This window comes from Photobacterium sanguinicancri (assembly GCF_024346675.1).
GTDB lineage: Bacteria > Pseudomonadota > Gammaproteobacteria > Enterobacterales > Vibrionaceae > Photobacterium > Photobacterium sanguinicancri.
In genome coordinates, this window is the sequence record NZ_AP024851.1 from 1,679,803 (window position 1) to 1,698,040 (window position 18,238).

Sequence of the window (18,238 nt, forward strand, 5' to 3'; positions counted from 1 at the left end):
CCTTTATTGTTTTCGTATGTTGTCGTAATAACGATATAAGTTCATATCGCCATCATTAAAATTTGTTTGATGTTATACCAGTAAAGTGGCTACTTGCAATGCAAATGTGATCCCTGTCGAGATTGTCGCTAGGGCTAATCATGTGCTGCAATGGCAATGAACATAGGGAATATAAGCTTAATAGGAATATTGCCTGCATAAGTATCTATGCATGTAGTTTAACCAAAACAAAAAAGTTCAAAAACTTTGTTAATTATTTAGAACAAAAAAGCATAAGTGGTGAGAGTTATTTTATAAAAAGTAATCGGAGTTAAGTGCATCAATATACATGTTTTGCTGGTTGTTTATTCTTGTTGTTGGTTTTTTATGTGCTTGGTTGAAGTCTTGTGTTGTGGGGGTTCGTGCTATAAATATTGTTTATGGTGGTCGTTTATTACTCTGCTTTGTTGAATAAAACATGAAGGTTAAGTTTCAATGTACGTGGTGGTTTCATTCAGTTTATATCTTGTTTTGTTAAAGTTTTGTAATTTTGTTGTGCGATTGGCTGTTGTCTCAGTATTTTTTTCCTGTTAGTTTTTTGTCAGCAGATTCAGGAAAGAATGTGCAATTAAGGAAAATAATAATACAGGATCGTATGATGAAAAAAACACTATTAGCAGTAGCAATCCCTTCTCTTCTTGTGGCTAACATGGCGTCAGCGGCAGAAATTTATAAGTCAGACGAAGGATCCGTCGACTTTTACGGTCAATTACGTACCGAACTGAAAAAAAATGAAGATAAAGACGTAACACTTAACGCGGGTTCTTCTCGTGCAGGTGTTGCTGCACAATACACAATTGCTGAAGGCGTTGATGTGTTTGGTAAGGTTGAGTTTGGCCTACAAGGCAAAGGCGACTACGTAATGAAAAACCGTCTACACATTGCTGGTGTAGCAACAGATTTTGGTAAATTCTCTTTTGGTCGCCAATGGGTTGTATCAGATGATGTATGGGGTGCTGATTACTCTTACTTCTTTGGAGGCACTGGTCTTCGTCACGCAACGTTATCTGGCGCTCGTCACGACTCGCTAATTAAATATAACTACGAAGGCGAAAGTTTTTGGGTTGCTGCCAACTACGGTCTTGCTCAAGATGATTCGAATCAAGAGCTAGCTGAACTATACGCAGGTACCAGTGTTGCAGGCTTTAACTTACACGTCGGTGGTGGTCAAAACCGCGATAAAACGTTTGAAGTGACACTTGCAGATAAATCAAAAACTAAACATGACCTACAGAACACGTATTTTGAAGGTACAGTTGAATACACATTTGGTGCTGCGCTGATTGGCTTTACTTACTACAACGCGACACTTGATGAAAAAGACACGTCAGACAAAATCAAAGAAAATGCATATAGCTTAGGTGCAACTTACGGTTGGGCTGATAATGCAACGGCATACACTGGTTTTGAATATGTGACTCAAGAAGCAGAAGACAGTACGGTAGCTGACGGTAAAGGTAAAAACTTCTACCTTGGTTCTGATTACCACTTTAATAGCTGGGCACGCGTATATGCAGAATACAGCTATGCAGACGGTGATACTTTAGGTTTCACTAACAAAGCATCTGATTCTTTCGTTGGCATCGCATCAACAGATGGTGAGAGTCGCTACGCAATCGGTGCACGTGTTTACTGGTAATACGTAGCAACCACTGAGTCTTTTCTTTTTGCCCAGCCTGTTTATTTAGGCTGGGTTTTTTCATTTATAGGATAGGGGGGTGGCGAAAATTCACACTGTAAATCGCTTGGGTTACTGATTTATTATTTATCCTGAACCTAGTTGAGCGCGTGATTAATCGTTATTTTTGATTGCCACTAGTGCCATGAAAAGTAGCTGTTTGTCGCGGTCTGTCACATGTTTTGTGGTGATCGTTTGATTAAAAGCATCAAAATCGCTCGATGTCAGAGCCCTATTCTCTCTTATATAGTCAGCAATATGCTCTGTTATTGATGAACCTAAAGTAATGAGTGTTGGGTGAATATCGTTCTGAAGATCTCGTGGTAAACTGCTGGAAGGCAGTGATAACCAATCGGCTCGGTGTCGGTATTGAATTGCCTTTGCAACCGCAATTTGTGCTTTAAAGAAAGATTCCAATTGCTCAGGGTTTAATCCTTTCTCTATTGCTTCTGCTTTGGCTTTATTTAATACGATTTCTTCTCGTAAAGGATCTTCAATTGGTTGATGATGCGTCGCCTTATATAAGGCCACCGCTTTCATGAAGCTTAAGCGTAGATTTATCGCTGTAAAGAGGTCTTGGCTAGCAGGTGAGGTATAAGTTGTCATGGATAAAAAATATAAAGGTATAAAGTGATTAATTTACACACGGTAGCGCCAATTTAAGTTGGATCCTGTGTACTATGCGCGGTGTTACATTGGTAGTGTTATTTACAGCATGTTGATTTATTGCCAGATTTTGCACAGTGAATAACGGCATAACCGATAGCCATTAAAATATGATCTTCAGGGTTTTCGTCATCCCCACCAATAAGCTCAATCAGTCCCGCAACGCCTTCTTGTTCATTACACAGTGCATTCGCATGTGCGATAACATTACGAAAATAGCTGTCGTTATCGATGGCATCCTTCCAGCTTTCAAAGAATTTTTTCCCACTCGTGAAATCAAGCTTGTCGGTGATCACTTTTTTTAGCATGGGCTTGAGGGCATCTAACAGTTCAGACTTCTTTTTAAAGTGCGCATTGATACCAGAACGACTGACTTTTGCCGCTTGGGCTATTTTCGTAAAAGTTAATGCATCGTTACCGTACTCAACTAATAACGAAAAAGAAGCATCAATGATTTTTTGGCGGGTCTGCGCCGCAACTTCCTGACTAACTCGTGGCATTTTTATCGTTCTCTTTAGCGTTAAGCGTGCAATTCTACACGAAAGCATAGAGTAGATGCTAAATGAAGATAGGGCTATATGTGGTTATCTTTATGACTGTGTATCGAGTACGTTGAGTTTAGAGTGACAAACTGAAACAAGAAGATGCCCAACGAAGACTCATTAGGCACGTAGTTTACGTGTTGATTAGAACTTGTAATTGACGATTAACGAGAAAGTATCCAGATCCAGGTCGTTATATTCAGGTACGTCGACCGACGAGAATTTGTACTCAGCTGCAAGTACGAAATGTTTGTTGAATGTCGCTCTTACACCTGTACCAATTGCAAAGGCATATTCGCTGTCATCAAAACGCTCATTGCCTAAATCGGTAGAAACGCCGATACGTTCAACACCCAGTAGGCCGTACGGTTTTATTGTAAAGTTATTCCGCCCAATAAGGGTATAGCCAATATCGGTGTAGAGTCCAAATGTTGAAATTTCAACATCACCCGGAAGTTTTGATGGATTCTGGGTATTATCATTATCGAAGGTAGCATTTGAATAACGACCTGATACACCAAAAATTTTGTTAATGTCGTAACCCGCCTCAATGACATAGCCTGTCGCGTCATCGAGCAGATCATCTGAATCGTGGTTTAGTACGCCCGCACCTACTCGAAAACCTGAAACATCAGTGTTAGCCAATGCTGAATGTAGACTCTCATTGTTTGCAGCATCGCTGTCGATTGCCGTGTTTTCTGCTGCTGCGGAGAAGGATACTAAGAACGGTAAAATTGCTGCCAGAAATTGCTTTTTCATGAATGAACCTTATTCCTTAAAAACACAGTGAGCTAGCGATGCACACTTCCATTTTCGGATAATTATTATTTTTCAATATGTAAGTTGTAGCACTAATATGAACTAATTAAAAAACACTCGTTTTTAAATTAGTGAATACTGTCACATTGATGAGTACTTTTTATGGTGCATTGTTTAAACCATGCTGAGAGTGATCCTATCCATATGATTTTATTATGTTTGGTTTTTAGAGTTGAGGTCTGTATTGCATATCCAAAATGAATGTTATATCTGCATTAATGTTATGTTGCTGACCAATTTTTATCATTACCTGCAGCGTCATACGGAGATTACCTTATCTAATCTGATGCTATTTTCTTTTGGTGAGCATTGTTAGAGTCGATATGATATTTGGATGATGAATGGATTTTATCAACCCAACACCGAAAATAAAAGATACTATCTCTTATTTTCGGTGGTTTCAGAAAAATAAAAAATTGGTGAGCGATTTTAGCGGTATGAATACCTAGGATGGCACTGATATTGGCGATAATAAAAGCTATGATACTCAGCATATTGAGTGTAATAAGTATTGAAATAAACGATGATAAATGTGAACAAAGGTGAAGGTATGAGCCTGGATCTAGATGGTTTTTTTTCTAAGGAACAAGGAGATGAATTACCATTGATACTGGCAGGGCCTATTTTACGTAAGGTAACCGCCTCACATATTTCAATTTGGCTTGTGTGTTCAGAACGACTTCAAGCAACATTTTCATTGTATAACAGTGAAGTAGCGGCCCCTTTTTTCCAAGCAGAGGTACAAGCAGAGCATCAAATCCAAGTTGGGGTTAATGCGTGGGTGGTGCATGCTCAGTTTACGGGGTGTTTCCCAACCGATACGGCACTTCAATATTGTCTCGATACTCAGCAAGGCAAAATCACTACGCTATTACCTCATTTACTGTACCGTGATGAAACAGCGCTGACATTTAGTATTAAACCGCGGGCCGATTATGTCTTGCACGGTTCTTGTCGTAATCCCCATCACCCAAGCCAAGACAGTTTAGTGGCCGCTGATGATAAAGTGTCGACACAAGCGATTAATGAACGTCCTGCATTACTGATGATGAGTGGTGATCAGATTTATGCTGATCATGTGGCAGGGCCTACGCTTGATGCGATAGAGCAAGTGATTAAGTTATTGGGGTTATCGAATGAAGGTTTTCCCGATGGCTGCGAAAGCGAATTAGTGTCGGCTGAAGATATTTTCAATAGTCCTCATCATTTTTATGGACGTGATGAATTACTGCCTCATTATGTTCATGATCATTTGGATTCGCGTTTTTCACGGCTGAAAGACTATCTACCTAAACGAAAGTTGCCCGTATTTAGCTCTCGTGAAAGTGAAAATCATTTGATCACCTTTGCTGAGTATTTCGCGATGTACTTATTGGTATGGTCGCCACAGCTTTGGAGTTTGGTGAAGACTAACCGCTTAGCTGAACTCGGTTTTAAGGTTAATGGACAAACGCTTAATGCTAAATGGCAGCAAGTCTGGCATGAAGAAAAACAGCATATTGATGTGTTTGTAGCAGGTTTACCGCAAGTACAGCGCTTAATGGCCCATATTCCTACTTATATGATTTTTGATGATCATGATGTTACCGATGATTGGAACCTAACTGTCGGCTGGGAAAAAGCCGCTTTTGATAGCTTATTGGCACGTCGAGTGATCGGTAATGGGTTAATGAGTTATTGGTTATGTCAGGGGTGGGGTAATGCACCTGAGCATTTTGATGAAAATTTCATGTCTTTAGCACGACGTTATTTTGCTCAACCAACCGTTGCGCATCACGATGAATTTATCGCTCATCTATACCGTTTTGAACAATGGCATTATGCCATAGAAACACAGCCGAAAATGTTGGTGTTAGATACGCGCACTCGACGTTGGCGTTCTGAATCTCGGATGAATAAGCCTTCGGGCTTGATGGATTGGGAAGCCTTGGTTGAAATGCAACAAGCTATGCTGAATGAGCCTGCGGTGATCATTGTTTCTGCAGCCCCTATGTTTGGGGTGAAGTTTATTGAGACGCTGCAGCGTGGTATGACGTGGCTTGGTCAACCTTTGCTTATTGATGCTGAAAACTGGATGGCGCACCCCGGTGCGGCGAATACCTTACTGAGTATTTTTACCCATACCAAAACCCCAACTAATTTTGTGATCTTATCAGGTGATGTGCATTACTCATTTGCTTATGACATCAAACTCCGTTTTCGTCGTTCGAGCCCGAATATTTTTCAGATCACTTCTAGCGGGATCAAAAATGAGTTTCCTAATCGGTTATTGCGGGTCTGCGATACCATGGATCGCATGCTCTATAGCCCGAGATCACCACTGAACTGGTTAACAAAGCGAAAGCGACTAAAAGTGTATAAGCGAGACCCTAGTATTCAAGGTCACCATAGGTTGATTAATCGAAGTGCGATAGGTGAACTACGACTAGATCAACAAGGGCGTCCGAGCCAAATATCTATATTAACAGCTGGTGGTGATGCTATTATTTTTCCGCCAATTAAAGATCAAAATATAACAGTGTTACTCGATTAACAATAAACAGTCGAAAAGGATGCGTAAATTAATAGCCGATATATCTCGGCTATTAATTATGATTTTTATCAAGCATTACCTGCGGTAGCTATATAGACAATTCTTTTCTAAGTTGGAATGTTATAAGTTTGCATGAATGATTTTTCTAAAATTGCATATTAAATTAGGATGTTAGTAAAAAATAAAATCGTTAAACTTTAGAAATTAGAGCAAGGTTTTCATTAATTGTAAGTTCAGCATCTTCTAACCATTGGTAACGTTTGGTGTAAAGGCGTCTTTTAGTTTTTTTAAGGGTTGATGGGTCTTTACGTTCTGGTTTTATTGGAATATCGAACAGATACTTATTTATTGCAGTTCCACCATATTCTTTCCAGAAGTCATCATAATCAAAGGTGACTGATTTTCGTTTTGACCCCATATAGCGTAGTGCTTGATAAATATGTCCTTTATTTGATACACCCTTTACTTGTGTGATGTTCCAGTGCTTAGCCAGAATTAATGCAACTTCGATCATTAGTGCTTTGGTTCTAAGTCCATGTAAAGAGCGGGTCAGCGTTCGAATTAAACATGGACGGTCTTCGATTTGCGGTGTAGGCCCTTGAACCATACCTATGTACATACAGTGTTGCGCTGTGCCTGAAATATTAAGCGCTAACGAATAGACTTCGAGTCCTTTAGCATTAATTAGCTTCAGTCCCAGTCCACCTTCACGGCTTGCTCCACAGTATAAATTTACGCGGTAGTGCTCTTCATTGTTGTCTTGAAAGGTCAGTATTGTGACACCTTGATACGAAGTGACATCACTGGCATTCTCACCAAAGGTTTGCCCCAGAAAACGGTAGTGGTCACTGAGGTGCTGAGCGCGCTCTTTCGGGGACCAACTTACACATAGGTAAGGTTTAAGTGGTTTTTCGATAATGCCGGGGTCATTATCAAAAATAGGTTTAATATCATCATCACTAAAGGCATTAAGGATGTTGGTTAAGGTGCTTTTATACATAACACCCCAAAGACAAAATCGAGCATTTTTTCTTATTTTATGTATCCCTTTAGTATTTGGATGCACTTTATTTGCAAGTTCAGGCAAGCTTGAAATGTAATGGATAAAACTCAAATTTAATTCTCTTCTATTATTTTTGATTAATAGTGTGTTTCCTTCTTGTTGGTCAGAGAGAATACATTAAAAATTGGTTTTTTCTTAGTTATTTTGAATGGTATTTTATTGCTGGTGGGTTAGGTACATCCTTATGGGATGTCTTATTGCGTCATTTATTAATGAACGTTCAAAGAATAAAAAGGTTAACGTTCATTATGGTATTGATATTTAAAATATTAACCGTGGTTGTATTAGCTGTGGTTATTTATTGCAAACCAATAACATTCTAATTGCATAGGCGGTTATGTCAAAATGTGACAACCCTGGCCTGTAATAAGGGTTCTATTCGCGTGAGAGGCCGAAGAGCTCCATGCGGTACTCTGTAATAGTTCGAAATTAACTTTATTGGGAAAAAACGTTGTTTAACATTGAGGATGCACAGTAATATTCACGCAAGGATTGTAGTTCTTTGATGCTTGGTAAGCGCCGTATTGACCTCCATAAGCTGGTTATTGCGGCTCTGTGACACCATGGATCGCTTGCTCTATAGCCCGAGATCACCACTAAACTGGTTAACAAAGCGAAAGCGGCTTAAGATCTTTAAGCGTGATCCAGATACTCATGGACACGATCGCTTAGTCAATCGCAGTGCTATTGGTGAGTTGCGGTTAGCGGAAGACGGTAGTCCGAGCAATATTTCGATTCTTACCGCCAAAGGTGAGGTGATTTCTTTTCCACCCATCAAAAAATTAGAGCCATCAAGTCTATCGAGTCATCAGCAATATGATTAATTGGAAATACCCCCCCAAAAGTTCACTGGTCGCGCAGCATGTTGAATGCTATTGGTGCATTGAAAAAAAACCGCATGATGATGGTCATCCTTTTCCAAAATTGACGCCTGATCCGACGGCGCATTTGATCATCGCGCCTGCTGAGCAGGGGTATCTGTACCAGAGCGACTCTGCTTCTTTCGAGGGGCAGGGGAGCCACTGGTTATTTCCTCATTGTCAGACGTTTGAAATTGATCATACGGATGCATTTATCATTTTAGGGGTTAAGTTTCACACTGGGGCTTTGTATTCGTTGGATATGACGCCACATCAGGCGGTACTTGAGCAGGTCGTTAAGCTTGATGTCACTGCATTCTTTGACTCGGCTCATCAGAAGCACGGTGATAATTGTAATCAAGTACCTGATCTGGAGCGGCAGGATATATCGCGAGCGCTATTACAGCTTGCACAAACCTCGCCTGAAAACTGCTGCGATACGCTAGAAGCCGTGTTACAGCCTTGGTTGCATCAAGCGTCTTCAGACAAGCACAGCCTACTGACGCGGAAAGCGTTACCGTTATTGCCTAATACGCTCATTTCGCAATTAGGGACGTTATTGCATTGTTCTCAACGTACGCTAGAGCGCAGTTTTACCCGAGTAACGGGGCTGACATTAAAACAGTGCCAGTCGATGAATCGCCTTGATTTGCTACTTGAGTCTTTATATCTCCGTGGTGAAACTGATATTGATTGGGCTGAGGTAGCACAAGAATTTGGCTTTAGCGATCAACCACATTTGATCCGTTATCTAAAAAACACGATTGGGAAGACGCCGGGGGAGTATGCGAAGGTGCGTGATTTGACCATAGATATTTACGGAGGGGTTGAATACTCCTAAGGTATTTGGTGTGAGTATTGCCGCTTTTCCTGATGCGACTTTCTTAGCTATTATAGAGTCGGTTCAAATCAATCTGAGGATTCGAACCGACAATAAAACTGAGGTTATAGCGACCCCATTAATTATCTATTTATCGCTCACTAAGATCACGCCAAGCTTATAGTCGGTTGAACCGAAGTTTGAGGTTAGGCCGTCAGCGAGCCCCATAACAAAGACATGCCCCGTTGATGCTCGCGTGGGTGTTGCGCTCCATGCGGTACTTTCGACTGACAAGAAATCAAAATTAAGCGGGAAAAAGCGCTTATTTAGCGCAGGTGAAATACAACTGGATTCACGCAGTGACTGAAGCTCTTTAATATTCGGTAGACGCCACTCTTGACGGCCACCGAACTGGTGCAGTGGATCGGATTTATCATGATTAATAATCTCCGTTCGCTGTAGCGCAGCTTGCCAGTACATCCCTGTGGGCTTGCCATCGCAAATATTATTGGTTTTGTTCCATGTTTGGCCTATGGTACAGCGATTCCATACTAAATCGGTACGTAAATCGGTAACTGTGCCATCTTGGTTGTCTTTAAAGCGAACATCGGGCGCCGATTTAGTTAAGTTGATATCACATTCTTGAGTTGCAGCAATTGCGCTTGATGCCGTTAATGCCAAGAGTGCAGTGATGAGGGCGTGGTTAATTGTTTTTTTGGTTACTGTCTTTTTCATTGTTATTTTCCTTGGCTAACCATACGTACGTTCATTTTTGTTGGGTAATCACACTCTGCATTTGTTTGTTTGCACAGGTTTTGAACGCCTGAGTCGCCTAAGCTATCGCCGACTTGATCCAAATAGTTGTACACATGCATATCTTGAGGTTGATAAGGGGCGTACATGAAGCTAGATGACCAGTACCATCCCCAGCCTTCATAGCCCACTTCAACATTGGGGAAGTAGCGCGTATTGAGTCCGAGAAGCTTGCCATCAGCATCTTTTGCGGTTGAGCCAAAATCGAGTAAATCAAATTGTTCATTGAGTGTCGGCAAACGCCATGTGTTGATGCCACAAAGTTGGTCTTTGTTGACCATATCTTGGTATTGCTCTGTGGTATTAATACCTGACTTGTTGGTTTGCTGGGCGTATTTTATGTCTTCACTGTGAGGTTGAGCGCCGCCTTTAATTTGCAGTGCGAACTCGTTTTTCTTCCAGCGTGGCGACTTAGGATCGTTGGATTTTACTTCCCAAGTTAGCTGGGTTCGCTCATCGCGGACACAGCTCCATTCCGTTGCATCAACCGGTAGCGCTTGGCCTTTTGCATCTAATTTAGTAAAGATAAAACCAGCACCTGAGTGGGTGTTTTTTTCTGTTGCATCAAAGCCTATATTGGCATCTTGCAGTGGGAAGCCTGCAGGTGGTATGTCGGTAAAAGCAGCGCCATCATAAAACTGCGTTACACCTGTGTCATTGCCCACTAAGCGCGGCATACTTTGTTGTTCCAGTTGATTCACTTTGTTTGCAAGTGCTTGCTCGGTTAGGCTCTCGGCCGTAATAAAATCTTTTTGTTGTGGAAGATCTTTCGCCAGCGTCGCGATCACACGGCTACGTTGTTCAGCTTTGGTACTAGCAGACAGTAGCTGGATGTTTTTATCAATCGTTGCTAAACGGGGATCACCTAGGTTTGCTAGTAAATCATTGTTAGTGGTAACGCCGATTTTTTCTAACTTGGCTTTCACATCACGTGCAGCTTCATGAGGGTTGAGTCCATAGCCCATATTTGCGCTGATCAAGGTGCTGATACCGTTAATAATGTGACCACTTTCTTTTTGCAGTGGTGGCGCCGCTAATACCACAGTGTTGTTGGTATAGGCTTTACTTTGGTTATCTGCCGCATTCAGGGTGGAGACAGCAAGAATACGTGAATGCAAAATGTCTTTGTTCATGCTAGAGATGTTAAATAAACCGCTTTTGGCCGTTGTTTTGGGTTCACTTGGATTACAGACCCAGTCTTTAGTTAAATCGACACATACCGTGATATCTTGCGCGAGATAATTGGATTGTACCTCGCCACTCAGGGTGTAATTCAGCTTTGAATCCGGACCCGTCGTATTGCTGATTTTATTATCTGAGCCACCATTACAGCCAGCAAGTAGCGTAGCTATGGTAAGCGTGAGTAAGGTTTTTTTCATGATGATGGTTTCTCTTTAAAAATTGAATTAACGCTTAAATGAACGACGTTTAGCTGATTTTGCTTTGGTGTATCCCAACTGCAGCATTGCAAGTAGGGTTAACCAAAGGGCACTGCCCCCTCCACCACTATTGTTATTCGGTTTAGGCTGTGGCTTTGGATCTGGTTTACTCGGTGAAGCTTTACACTGATAGTTCTGGATATGCGTGACGCCAAAATCGATCAGTTGGCCGCTATTACCGACGGCGATATCACTAATTTCTAGTCGCCATGCACCTGTCATTCGGCCGCCCAGTAGTGGTTTGAGTTGTGGATGATCGGCCAAGCGATACACGGTTTGTTTGTTGTTTTGGTAGTAGGCTTGGTGGTCGTGCAAAATCACTTGTTGGCCATCTGGCGCGATGAGTGTCACTTTCAATTCACGGTGATCAGGGTGAGAAATATGGGTGATGATCGCTAAATCATCGCCAACATGCTCCTGCTCGCCAGTGTTAAAGTAAGTTGCGTAGGTGAGCCCTTTACGCATAGGTTGCAGCGGACTTGTGCCTTTTTTCGCATCAATCACAGCTTGGTTTAGGGTCTTAGGTGCTTCGGCAAAATTTGGCAAACCAAACACAAAACTTTGGTCAAAACTGGCTTGTTGCATCCGTTGTTTATTGTCGAAGCTTAATGCTGCGTCCAGCGTTAAATCGATACGCTGACCACACTGTGGTCGAGCATTAAGGGGGAAGTTAACGGTTTGGCTTTTTCCTGCCTTCAGGCTTGATGGTTTGTCGATTGAAGCCAGATCTTGCGAGCCTGATTGGCCCGATACCGTCAGTTGCCCACTCAGTGCCATATCACGAGTCGTCGGGTTATAGATGACAGCGCTAACTTGCCCATTGCTGGTGGCGATATTTGCTGTTGTTGCCAGCGTCGTATCAATAAATTGCGGTGCTGGGGCAAGGATCAGCTCGGTTGGCAGCAAATTATGATGATTGAAATGACGACGTAAAATTGCACCGTATTCATGATTTGGATAGAGATTTTGCGCCGCATCTAAAATACTTTGCGCCGCATGATGCATTTTAGTGCCACGACCTAACCCGTAGAGGCCTTCGATAATAATGCGGTTCATTGCATTGAACGCATCAACGTCATATATCGCGACGGCTTCTTTTAATGATTGGAAGATCGGTGTTGACCACAGTTGATCAGACAGAGTGCCATTAACGGAAATATGTGCTTGGTATTCAGCCGATGGGTAGTAACGCGCTGCTTCGTCATTGAGCGAACGAGTGCCGCCGCTTTTGCCGCCAAAATGGCCGTCAAAGTTGAATACGGTATCTAACTCAAAGTTTGTACCTTGCTGGTGTTGGGTGCGGTAAGTTGACATCCCTGCCCAGTAGTCACCAAAGCCTTCACCAATACCACTGGTATCACCATATGCCCAATCAGGGACGATAAAGTAATTTATGGTATGGCCGAATTCATGCAAGATTACATCAGCATCAAGGGTGTCGGGTGAGCCACCCATGCCAAATGAGAGCAAGTTCATGTCGCTTAAATACTTCGAGTTATTCTCGTTGGAACCTTGTGCGTCAAATTGTACAGGTTGATTGAATAAATCATTGAACCCTAAGGACTCCACATAGTGTAGCGAGTTGTCGAGGTGGTAAAATGCCATCACATCGTAAAAGTAATTATTAACGGCTGATTTGTTGGCCGAAGGTGTTTGTGTGACGTCTATTTTGGCTAAGTCGTTAGGCGAAAAGGTCAGGAGGCCTTGCTGTGGCTGTTGCTCTGCTTTGGCGGTTTCGCCATCGGGTAAGTTAACAATATCAATAGCCATGACTTTGTCATTGGCTAACACGCATTGTGGATTAGCCGAGACGCTACACAGCACTGGCATAGTCACCGTTGTGTAATTTTTTGGCAGGGTGTAGTTGTCAAAATCACCGTCTGTCGGGATCGGTTCTTGGTTCATTGTTCGTGGATCGGGGTTGTAGACTTGGGCTGCTACGTGCACTGTTTTTGTTGGTGTCGGAATAACAGGTTTCGTGATATCAAAATTGGTACGCGGCTTTTCAATCGTGCCATCACACTGGCCTGAGAGAGCTTCAAGCTGTGCGTAAACACGTTGGACTTTTTGTTCTTTATCAACGCTTAGCACTAAGGCTTTGTGGCAATTTTTACCTTGGCTATCGATGACATCAAAATTGTAGTGCGTTGCCGTTAAGCTGGTGCGTTGATAGCGAGCTGATATATCGCTGATCACGGTTTCGGGCTGATCTTGGAAATAATCAAGTAGGAATTGTTTTGCTTGTGCACTGTCGTTCACAATCGCGGCATTCGCTGGGTAGATCAGTTCTGCGGCAACACCCTGCTGGCTAGCTGCCAGCAGGGTAAATAAGCATAAGGTTGTTTTGTTTAATCTAGGCGCTTTCATCAGGCATCCATCCTTAGAATTGATAATTTGCATTGATGTTGAAGTAACGTCCTGGTTCGGTAGAGTAAGATTTTGAACTGTCACCTATGCCAGCAACATCTTGATAGCGAATGAATTCTTTATTGAATGCATTGATCATGGTGGCGTATAGGGTGAAGTTGTCACTGACTTGGTAGCTCGCGCCAAGATCCAGCGTTGCCCAATTACCTGTCGTGGCACAAGGGGTCTCTACTTCTAGGTTGTAGCATTTAGGGGTGCGATCCATCGGCATAGCTGCGGCGAAATTAAGGCGTGAGAAAGCCGTAATTTTTTCAACGGTATAACCCAACTTGATATTGCCTTCTAGCGGCGTCAAAGTACGAATGGGTTCGCCATTTCCATCTTTACCATCAACAAGGCCTAGTTTGCCCGATAGCTTCAATTCTTCTGTTAATTGGTAACCTGATGACAGCTCAAAACCGTAGGTTTTCACTCCTTCAAGGTTTTGGTATTGGAATAACCAGTGCGTTTTATCCGCCGCTTGGCCAATCATTTTTTGTTCGATAAAGTCTTTAAATTTTGAGTAGAAAACAGCGGCATACAACGAGAATTTACCGTCATCGTATTTACTGCCGAGCTCGAAGTTGTCGCTTGTTTCTTGTTTAAGCTCCGAGTTTGGAATGATGATAAAAGGCTTCAACGGATTAAACAGGTGAGGTACATAGCCATATGTTTTGTCGTACGCTGGCGCTCTAAAACCGTGTGAGTAATTTAGGTAGCTGTTTAGCGCAGGCGTAAATTGATAAGCCACTGATAGGCTTGGCGATAACGCGCTACTGTTATTTTCATTGATCTGTATGCCACCGATATTGGCGTCCCCTGTGGGGCTAAGTTGTTGACGGTCATAGCGAACCCCTGGGGTGATCGTCCAATCTTGCCATTTGATTTGATCGCGAATGAATACGGCAGCAGTGAGCATAGTGGCATCGGCAAAGGAGTCTTTGTTTAGTCCTGTAGTGCCACGCCAGTCATAGATATTTTTGCTGATAGGACGCTGGTATTGATTTTGTTCAAACTGCACTCCCCAAACGACTTGGTGCTCGGTATTGTCTGAAAGCTGGAACGCTTTTTTTTGCTCTGCTGACAAGCCTAATAACGTATCTTTGTAGCGACGTTGCTCCACTTGGCGGCGTTTTTCGGTAATGCCTTGATATTCACGTTGCATGAAGACATTTTTATAGGTATCGCTGGTTTTTTCGCGGTAGTAGGCTTTGATGTCTGCGCTATCAAGTAAGAGGTTATCTAGGATCTCGATTTCTGCCCCTACTTGTGCATCAAAGCTGGTACTTTGTGCATCTTCGTAATACTGCTTGGCTTGCCAGATCCCATCTTCTTGAATTGGCGCCATGCCATCGCTACGTTCCATCGTTTCTTTGTAATAAGACACGGTGCCTTTAAACATAACGAGATCATTTAAAAAGTAGTTATGGGTAAACTCGGTGCTGTAACCCTCAAGATCTCTCTCATAAATATCGCGGTTATAGTTATGTGTCTCGCCGCCTCGCCAGCCAGATAGCAGCAGTAAACTTTCATGATCGCCAAAACGCTGTGCCATCGTCGTGCTAAGTTTTTGTTTATCACTGACTCCCGCGTAGGCCACGTTAGCTTCGTAATGGCTGTCTTTTTTTCCTAAATAATCACCCGGTTGTTTCGTTGTCACCACCACGACACCACCGATAGCACCTGAGCCATAGAGTGCAGAACTCGCCCCTTTCATGACTTCAATTTGTTTGACGTTAGAGAGGTCAAAACTATTTCGGCCCGTCACATCATTTAAGTCAGCCGCGCCATAACCATCACCGACTTTCACACCATTTTTGATAATAGCGATGCGGTTACCCGACATACCACGGATAGTGATATTTTGTGGTCGTCCTGCGCCGCCTGTTACGCTAACACCTGGCTCATGATTAAGGGCATCGTAAAGCTCGGTAGCACCTTCTTGTTTAATCTGATCCGAAGTGATAACAGCTACCGAACCGCTGGTTTTCGATAGTGGTTGTTCGATTTTTGTCGCCGTGACTATGACGGTTTCCATTTGGGTGACATCTGTTAAACGGCTATTTTCAGTCGTATTTACAGGCGTATCAGCCACTGAATTTGTGGCTAAATCTGAAGCGTAGGCGTGCGAAGCCAATCCGCTGAGAACAGCGAAGGCGATAGGGTGTAGTTTCATGTTGTTATTCTCTAACTAGGCGTAGATGTTATTAATGTAATGATCGGCTAAGACTGCATGGATAGTCATTGGCGCTATATGGCTATCCATGCGGTATTATTTATTTGTCGTTGTAACCACAGGTGATGATGCTTGCCGCTTGTTAAGGTCAAGCAAGAATGCGTATTCCATCGCTTGGGCAGCTTGTGCCGTGCGGCGATTTTTTTGATGGCCAGCATTAAAATCTGTCGTAAGCAAATAGGGGTTATTTACCGTGCTTTGCTGCTGTAACTTGGCTACAAACTTAGCACCTTCCCAATAAGGTACTTGGCTGTCATGTAAGCCAATTCGCACTAACATTGGTGGGTAGGCTTGCGCACGAATATTGTCGTATGGGCTGTAGGTTTCCATTACTTTACGCTCATCGGCTTTCGCTGGATTCCCCCACTCTTGGTATTCTTGCTGGGTAAGCGGAAGCGATGGATCTGCCATGGTATTGATCACATCGACAAACGGGGCTTGTAACACAGCACCACGGAAAAGTGTGGGCTGAGCATTGATCGCGGCTGCGACCAGCGTGCCACCAGCACTGCCTCCTATCGCTAAAATGTCACGCTTAACTGTTGACTGTGATTTTGTTGGCGAAGCATCGTGAGATGAAGAAGACAAAGAATCACGGCTTGGTACATAGCGCTGCATCACTTCAGCTGTTGCAAGGAAGTCTTTAATACTATTGGGCTTATTTATCCCTTTCCCTGCTTGATACCAAGCATCACCCAAGTACCCACCACCGCGAACGTGTGAAATGGCATAAATAGCCCCTTGATCCAGTAAGCTAATCACCTGCGGCATAAAGTAAGGTTTCATGGGTGTTCCATACGCGCCATAGCCATAAAGAAAGACAGGGCTATCAGGGCTGATTTTATCGTTTCGATATGCCAGTGATACAGGTACATTAACACCATTGGCACTCACCGTAATTTGGGTCGAGGTGTAATCGCTCGGCTCAATCGTCGGGTAGCTATCTTGCGACAGTAGGCGTTCTTTGCCTGTGGCAATATTAAACTCCGACCAGGTTGGCGGGGTTGTCATTGACATTGAACGGATACGAACAAGGTTACTGGCTGCGTCGCCATTATTTGATAGCCAAGCCACTTTGCCTTCTGAAGATAACGGGCGGCGGAATGTTTCGTCGCCATGGTCATTGATTACCAACAAGGTGTCTTTGCCTTGCTGGGTAAGAACAAGTGCAATACCTGCCTCAAAGACGTACCAATTTTTTATTTCTGTCTGTGGATCAGGAATGAACAAAGGTTCAAGCGATTGAATGTTGGATCCTATCTTTCCTTGGTATAAGCCAAAGTGTCCTTGATGATTACTCAGGCTGATGATTTGTTGGCCTTGGATATCACTGTAGTACTCGTTACCCGAAGAGCGTACTTGTAAGCTGGCCTGTAACTTACCTGTATGTGTATCTAGTAGCTGTTGTTGGCTAGTATTGTGATTATTACTTTGAACAATGGCATATTTTTCATTGCCTGTTTTGTAGCTTGAGAGTAACCACGCAGGATCTGTTTCTTCGAGTAAAACGTCTGTTTTTTGCGGTGCGGATAATTGTGTTTTAACGAGCTGATAGGGACGGTAGGTGCCTGCTTCATTCGCTATTACATAGAGAGTATCGTTATCATTTCCCCAGATCAGTTCAGTGCTTACATTTTGGATCAGTGAGTAAGTTTTTTGAGTATGGGTATCAATCACAGTGACAGCGTAATTACGATCACCACGGATATCTTCCGTCACAGCAATAAAGCGTTTATTCGGGCTAAGTGACCAGCTGCCTAGAGAGTAGTAATCTGACATTGCCGCGCGTTGAGTGAGGTTGAATACAACTCGCTCTTTAGAATTTTCCGACGCTTGATTGGTTGGCTTTTCAACTAATACGCGCGCGTTATCACGCGTCTCAAATCGATATTTAACATCATCGCGGATAAGCCATGGTTTTTCTGCTTTTTGTGGTGCGTTGTCTTGCCATTCTTTCAATAATTGTTGCTGAAGTGCCGTTTGTTGTTCTAAAAAAAGTTCGGCTTGTTGGTTGTGTTCATTTAAGTACTGTCGCACTTTTTTAGATTGACGGGAATCGTCTCTCAACCATGAAAAAGTGTCAGCAGAGTGAGGTAACGAAGCGGAGTTTGGCTGTGTCGACATTGCTTCATTCGAGTTGGATTCAGAATGATGTGCTGTTTCTGGTGTTGGAAATGCGCACACAGAAAAACTCGAAAAAAGGAAAAATAGGGCACTACGCTTCATTGTTAGTCTTCTTGCTTTTTGGATGTAGCAGAAAGTCGCTACGAAAGAAGTGAGGAATAATGCACCCTAATGGTAATGATATCAATTATCATTTCTAT

The 18,238-nt window shown here is 42.8% G+C and carries 12 protein-coding genes and 1 pseudogene; 4 read left to right on the forward strand and 9 right to left on the reverse strand.

The window, feature by feature from the left end; genetic code table 11:
• The first annotated feature begins 637 nt into the window (after nucleotides 1–637).
• On the forward strand, nucleotides 638–1,678 hold the full coding sequence (locus OCU87_RS24305; protein WP_062692154.1) for a porin: 1,041 nt from the start codon (nucleotides 638–640) through the stop codon (nucleotides 1,676–1,678).
• A gap of 153 nt (nucleotides 1,679–1,831) precedes the next feature.
• Here the strand turns inward: OCU87_RS24305 and aroQ are convergent, their stop codons facing one another.
• From aroQ to OCU87_RS24320, 3 genes are all read right to left on the reverse strand, one after another.
• Nucleotides 1,832–2,323, reverse strand: coding sequence for a gamma subclass chorismate mutase AroQ (gene aroQ / locus OCU87_RS24310; protein WP_083541023.1), 492 nt, complete (start codon nucleotides 2,321–2,323; stop codon nucleotides 1,832–1,834).
• 98 nt (nucleotides 2,324–2,421) lie between these two features.
• Complete coding sequence (locus OCU87_RS24315) at nucleotides 2,422–2,883, reverse strand: TetR/AcrR family transcriptional regulator (RefSeq protein WP_062692150.1); 462 nt, start codon at nucleotides 2,881–2,883, stop codon at nucleotides 2,422–2,424.
• Between the two features lie 186 nt (nucleotides 2,884–3,069).
• The gene (locus tag OCU87_RS24320; protein WP_261858801.1) at nucleotides 3,070–3,684 is read right to left on the reverse strand and encodes a porin family protein; all 615 of its coding nucleotides are present in this window, start codon (nucleotides 3,682–3,684) and stop codon (nucleotides 3,070–3,072) included.
• Between the two features lie 610 nt (nucleotides 3,685–4,294).
• Here OCU87_RS24320 and OCU87_RS24325 point away from each other — a divergent pair.
• On the forward strand, nucleotides 4,295–6,277 hold the full coding sequence (locus tag OCU87_RS24325; protein ID WP_261858802.1) for an alkaline phosphatase D family protein: 1,983 nt from the start codon (nucleotides 4,295–4,297) through the stop codon (nucleotides 6,275–6,277).
• Nucleotides 6,278–6,467: 190 nt separating this feature from the next.
• On the opposite strand, the gene OCU87_RS24330 is transcribed toward OCU87_RS24325, so the two are convergent.
• On the reverse strand, nucleotides 6,468–7,277 hold the full coding sequence (locus OCU87_RS24330) for a VirK/YbjX family protein (RefSeq protein ID WP_261858803.1): 810 nt from the start codon (nucleotides 7,275–7,277) through the stop codon (nucleotides 6,468–6,470).
• A gap of 605 nt (nucleotides 7,278–7,882) precedes the next feature.
• On the opposite strand from OCU87_RS24330, the pseudogene OCU87_RS24335 reads away from it, so the two are divergent.
• Together OCU87_RS24335 and OCU87_RS24340 are read left to right on the forward strand one after the other, a co-directional pair.
• Nucleotides 7,883–8,164, forward strand: a pseudogene (locus OCU87_RS24335) (hypothetical protein); the annotation flags it as partial.
• Nucleotides 8,157–9,041 (forward strand): helix-turn-helix domain-containing protein, encoded by an 885-nt coding sequence (locus tag OCU87_RS24340; RefSeq protein ID WP_261858804.1) that lies wholly within the window; start codon nucleotides 8,157–8,159, stop codon nucleotides 9,039–9,041. The pseudogene OCU87_RS24335 and the gene OCU87_RS24340, both read left to right, overlap by 8 nt.
• A gap of 126 nt (nucleotides 9,042–9,167) precedes the next feature.
• Here the strand turns inward: OCU87_RS24340 and OCU87_RS24345 are convergent, their stop codons facing one another.
• The 5 genes from OCU87_RS24345 to OCU87_RS24365 form a co-directional block, all read right to left on the reverse strand.
• Nucleotides 9,168–9,755: an Lcl C-terminal domain-containing protein gene (locus OCU87_RS24345; protein ID WP_261858805.1), complete on the reverse strand. Its 588-nt coding sequence runs from the start codon at nucleotides 9,753–9,755 to the stop codon at nucleotides 9,168–9,170.
• Between the two features lie 2 nt (nucleotides 9,756–9,757).
• Nucleotides 9,758–11,212 carry an Lcl C-terminal domain-containing protein gene (locus tag OCU87_RS24350; protein WP_261858806.1) on the reverse strand — a complete coding sequence of 485 codons (1,455 nt, stop codon included), beginning with the start codon at nucleotides 11,210–11,212 and terminating at the stop codon, nucleotides 9,758–9,760.
• Nucleotides 11,213–11,239: 27 nt separating this feature from the next.
• Nucleotides 11,240–13,639, reverse strand: coding sequence for a proprotein convertase P-domain-containing protein (locus OCU87_RS24355; protein ID WP_261858807.1), 2,400 nt, complete (start codon nucleotides 13,637–13,639; stop codon nucleotides 11,240–11,242).
• A 13-nt stretch (nucleotides 13,640–13,652) separates the two neighbouring features.
• Nucleotides 13,653–15,854 (reverse strand): TonB-dependent hemoglobin/transferrin/lactoferrin family receptor, encoded by a 2,202-nt coding sequence (locus OCU87_RS24360; protein WP_261858808.1) that lies wholly within the window; start codon nucleotides 15,852–15,854, stop codon nucleotides 13,653–13,655.
• Nucleotides 15,855–15,950: 96 nt separating this feature from the next.
• The gene (locus tag OCU87_RS24365) at nucleotides 15,951–18,140 is read right to left on the reverse strand and encodes a prolyl oligopeptidase family serine peptidase (protein WP_261858809.1); all 2,190 of its coding nucleotides are present in this window, start codon (nucleotides 18,138–18,140) and stop codon (nucleotides 15,951–15,953) included.
• Between the last annotated feature and the right edge of the window lie 98 nt (nucleotides 18,141–18,238).

Excerpts from the sequence above, each read along its gene's own strand:
- OCU87_RS24305 (WP_062692154.1), top strand. The coding sequence starts at position 638 with ATGAAAAAAACACTATTAGCAGTAGCAATCCCTTCTCTTCTTGTGGCT.
- aroQ (WP_083541023.1), bottom strand. The coding sequence starts at position 2,323 with ATGACAACTTATACCTCACCTGCTAGCCAAGACCTCTTTACAGCGATA.
- OCU87_RS24315 (WP_062692150.1), bottom strand. The coding sequence starts at position 2,883 with ATGCCACGAGTTAGTCAGGAAGTTGCGGCGCAGACCCGCCAAAAAATC.
- OCU87_RS24320 (WP_261858801.1), bottom strand. The coding sequence starts at position 3,684 with ATGAAAAAGCAATTTCTGGCAGCAATTTTACCGTTCTTAGTATCCTTC.
- OCU87_RS24325 (WP_261858802.1), top strand. The coding sequence starts at position 4,295 with ATGAGCCTGGATCTAGATGGTTTTTTTTCTAAGGAACAAGGAGATGAA.
- OCU87_RS24330 (WP_261858803.1), bottom strand. The coding sequence starts at position 7,277 with ATGTATAAAAGCACCTTAACCAACATCCTTAATGCCTTTAGTGATGAT.
- OCU87_RS24340 (WP_261858804.1), top strand. The coding sequence starts at position 8,157 with ATGATTAATTGGAAATACCCCCCCAAAAGTTCACTGGTCGCGCAGCAT.
- OCU87_RS24345 (WP_261858805.1), bottom strand. The coding sequence starts at position 9,755 with ATGAAAAAGACAGTAACCAAAAAAACAATTAACCACGCCCTCATCACT.
- OCU87_RS24350 (WP_261858806.1), bottom strand. The coding sequence starts at position 11,212 with ATGAAAAAAACCTTACTCACGCTTACCATAGCTACGCTACTTGCTGGC.
- OCU87_RS24355 (WP_261858807.1), bottom strand. The coding sequence starts at position 13,639 with ATGAAAGCGCCTAGATTAAACAAAACAACCTTATGCTTATTTACCCTG.
- OCU87_RS24360 (WP_261858808.1), bottom strand. The coding sequence starts at position 15,854 with ATGAAACTACACCCTATCGCCTTCGCTGTTCTCAGCGGATTGGCTTCG.
- OCU87_RS24365 (WP_261858809.1), bottom strand. The coding sequence starts at position 18,140 with ATGAAGCGTAGTGCCCTATTTTTCCTTTTTTCGAGTTTTTCTGTGTGC.